Source organism: Eubacterium sp. AF15-50 (genome assembly GCF_934835595.1).
GTDB lineage: Bacteria > Bacillota > Clostridia > Lachnospirales > Lachnospiraceae > Eubacterium_G > Eubacterium_G segne.
In genome coordinates this window covers 1-3,667 of record NZ_CAKVZL010000134.1, presented here as the reverse complement: position 1 = coordinate 3,667, position 3,667 = coordinate 1, and the positions used below count along the sequence as shown (strand labels likewise).

At 35.2% G+C, this 3,667-nt stretch carries 3 protein-coding genes; all 3 read left to right on the top strand.

Annotated elements, in window-relative coordinates; genetic code table 11:
• Positions 1-1,821: 3'-5' exonuclease (locus tag Q5O73_RS10350; RefSeq protein ID WP_302669643.1), on the top strand; the 1,821-nt coding region annotated here is incomplete at its 5' end.
• Between the two features lie 2 nt (positions 1,822-1,823).
• On the top strand, positions 1,824-2,834 hold the full coding sequence (locus Q5O73_RS10345; RefSeq protein ID WP_302669642.1) for a S66 peptidase family protein: 1,011 nt from the start codon (positions 1,824-1,826) through the stop codon (positions 2,832-2,834).
• Positions 2,827-3,552, top strand: a complete 726-nt coding sequence (locus Q5O73_RS10340) for an ABC transporter ATP-binding protein (RefSeq protein WP_021953170.1) — start codon at positions 2,827-2,829, stop codon at positions 3,550-3,552. The genes Q5O73_RS10345 and Q5O73_RS10340 overlap by 8 nt, the downstream gene beginning before the upstream one ends.
• The last annotated feature ends 115 nt before the right edge of the window (positions 3,553-3,667 follow it).

Here is a 3,667-nt window from a genome sequence, read left to right as displayed (position 1 = left end):
GTTATTGACAATCCATATCAGGATATTCCTTTAGCAACAATTTTAATAAGTCCCATGTTTTCATTTACGGAAAATGAGCTGGCAGTAATTAAGGCTGAAAACATCTGTGAATATCTGTATGACAACCTTTTACTGTATAAGGAAACGGGTTCTGATGCAGAAATTAAAGTAAAGGTTAAGGGGTTTTTGGATTTCCTTGATGATTACAGAAAACGTAGTGTATATATAAAAGTGTATGAGCTTATAGAACAGCTGGTAAATGAAACAGGCTATGATTATTATATTTCATCCATGCCGGGAGGAAAAAGAAGGCATCTAAATATTGAGGCTTTAAAAGAAAAAGCCGTGGCATATGAAAATATTAGTTACAAAGGTGTATTTAATTTTATCAGATATATAGAAAAATTACAGTATTTAGACAGTGACGACGGTGAGGCAGGAATTAGTCAGGAAAATGATAATACGGTAAAAATAATGTCCATACATAAAAGTAAGGGACTTCAATTTCCGGTGGTGTTTTTGTGTGACACCAACGGTGGCGGCAGAAATGACACAGACAAAATCGTGGTAGATGACAATGGAAATATTGGCGTTGACATGATAGATGAAAATTTGAAAGTAAAGTCACCAACTATTGTAAAAAGACTTATAAGGAGAAAGAACAAACAGGAGGATATGGCGGAGAGGCTTAGAATCCTTTATGTTGCCCTTACAAGAGCAAAGGAAAAGCTGATTATTACCGGTGTTACAAAGAAACTTACAAAGACTATTTCTGATTTAAAGGAAAGTATGTATAACGTAAAGGATGAAATGTCATACTCAAACATTGTTAATGCACCAAATATGTTTACGTGGATTGGTAAAACCGTGGCTAAAAACAAGGCTTTTGACACCATAGCGGAAAGAGAGTTTAATGGAACAAAGGCCAGGGATGAAATGTATAATGCAGAGGCAGACATTGTAATAAATACGGTGGAAGCGGAAGATATGTTATATCAGGAAGGAAAGGCTCTTATTAAGGATGAAATTGACAGCAAAAAGTTTGATAGGATTTTTAATCTAAAAGCTGATAATGGAGATGATGTTAAGAAAAAATTTGACTTTACATACCAATATTTAGATGATGTTACTTTACATTCAAAGGCAAGTGTAACGGAAATAAAGAAGCAAAGTATGGCTTATGTAGAGGAAATTGATGGAAATCAGGAGTTTCATAAGGAAACTGAAGTGCCGGAAATAATACCGGATTTTGCCAGAGAAGATATATCGGGCAATGAAACATTATACGGTGCAGAACGGGGCACCGCATATCACAGGGTATTTGAACTTCTTGATTTTGATATGGAGGAATATACCATAGATACCGTTAAGAAAATGATAGAATCCTTTGTGGATAAAGGGCTTATGACTAAAGAACAGGCAGGGTGTATTTACTATAAAGATATAATTTCATTTACAAAAACTGATTTGTTTAATAGAATGAAAAAGGCATATAAGAAAGGTAAGCTTTACAGGGAGCGGAAGTTTCTGTTAGGAGTTAAGGCTAATGAAATAAATGGCAGGTCAAATTCAGATGAAACAATGATAATTCAGGGTATAATTGATGTATGCTTTGAAGAAGATGGTGAGTTTGTTATTGCTGATTACAAAACAGATAAGGTTAAAACCATGGAGGAACTTGATAAACGTTATCATGTGCAGTTAGAATGTTATAAGCTTGCCATAGAGAGAATTTCTCAAATAAATGTTAAGGAAATGATAATTTATTCTGTGACATTAGGTAAGGAAGCAGAGATTAAAAAAGAAGATAAAGGAGAATGACAATGATTTTTCCAGAGTTTATAAAACCGGGAGATACTATAGGTGTTACAGCTACTTCCGGAGGAATAGTTAATGAGTTAAAACAAAAAAGAGTTGCAAATGCAACAGAACAATTAAAAAGTAAAGGATACAATGTTAAATTAACAGATAATGTATATAAGTCAGATAGCAGAGGTTGCAGCTCTACGGGAATGGAAAGGGGAAAACAGTTTAATGAATTAGTGTCAGATAAAAATGTTAGAGCTGTTTTTTCCGCAGCTGGTGGAGATTATCTTATGGAAATGCTTGATTATGTGGATTTTGAGCAGTTTAAGAATAATCCAAAGTGGTTTCAGGGATTTTCAGATAATACGGGACTGGTATATCCCATTGTAACAACCTGTGATGTGGCAGCAGTGTATGGATGCCATATAGGCGATTTCGGAATGAATCCGTGGCAAAAGCCGGTGGAGAATGCTTTGGGAGTATTAGAAGGAAAAGTTAAGGTTCAAAAATCTTTTGACTATTACGAATCCCAACGCCATGAATATGTTACAGGTTATGAGGGATATTATAATGATGAAAAAGTAAGCTGGGTAAACGGCCGTGGCGAGGAAAAAATAGAAATATCAGGGCGGCTTTTAGGAGGGTGCCTTGATGTTATAGCTTTCCTTATTGGTACTAAATATGACGGAACACAACAATTTGTGGAAAAATATAAAAAAGATGGTATAATATGGGCGTTGGAAAGCTTTAATATGGAGGATGTTGTTTTAGTAACCCATTTGTGGCAGATGAAGGAAAGAGGTTATTTTAAACATGCAAAGGGCTTTGTTTTTGGAAGACCTTTAATGTATAATTCGTGGATTGAACAGCCATATAAGGAAGCTATAATGTCCATACTTGGAGATTTAGATGTGCCGGTTATTTTTGATGCAGATATTGGTCATAAGGGACCACAGTTTTCAATAATAGAAGGTGCGTTGGCAAAAGTAAGTAGTACAGGCGGAAAAGGAGTTTTACAATATGCTTGAACTTAGAGATATTAAATTTAGTGTTAAAGAAGATGATGGAAAACAAAAAGATATAATTAATGGGATCAGCCTTAAAATTGATGAAAGTAAGTTTGTTGCCATAACAGGTCCTAACGGAAGTGGTAAATCCACACTGGCTAAGCTTATTGTAGGAATAATTAAGCCTACATCAGGTAAAATCATATACAATGGAACGGATATAACAGATATGTCCATTTCAGACAGGGCAAAATTAGGAATAAGCTTTGCTTTTCAGCAGCCTGTAAGATTTAAGGGAATAAAGGTAATTGACCTTCTTAGAATGGCTTCAGGAAAGCAGTTGTCCATAAGCGAAGCCTGTGAGTATCTGTCAGAGGTAGGTCTTTGTGCAAGGGATTATATAAACAGAGAGGTAGATGCAAGTCTTTCTGGTGGTGAATTAAAAAGAATAGAAATTGCCACAATTATTGCAAGAGGAACGGAATTATCTGTTTTTGATGAGCCGGAGGCAGGAATTGACTTATGGAGCTTTAACAGCCTTATTAAAGTATTTGAAAAGATGCAGCATAAGAACACTAACTCTATTCTTATAATATCCCATCAGGAGAGAATATTAGATATTGCAGATGAAATAATTCTTCTAGTGGATGGAAAGATAAGGGCACATGGAGATAAAGAGGAAATCATGCCTCTTGTTTTAGGAAATAATAACAATGTCTGTGAAAAATTACAGGCGTAAGGAGTGGTAATATGGATAAGATACAGATGGAATTATTTGAGCAGCTGACGGGACTTCATGAAATACCACAGGGTGCTTATAATATAAGGGCAAACAGCAAAAAGGACAGTAGAAA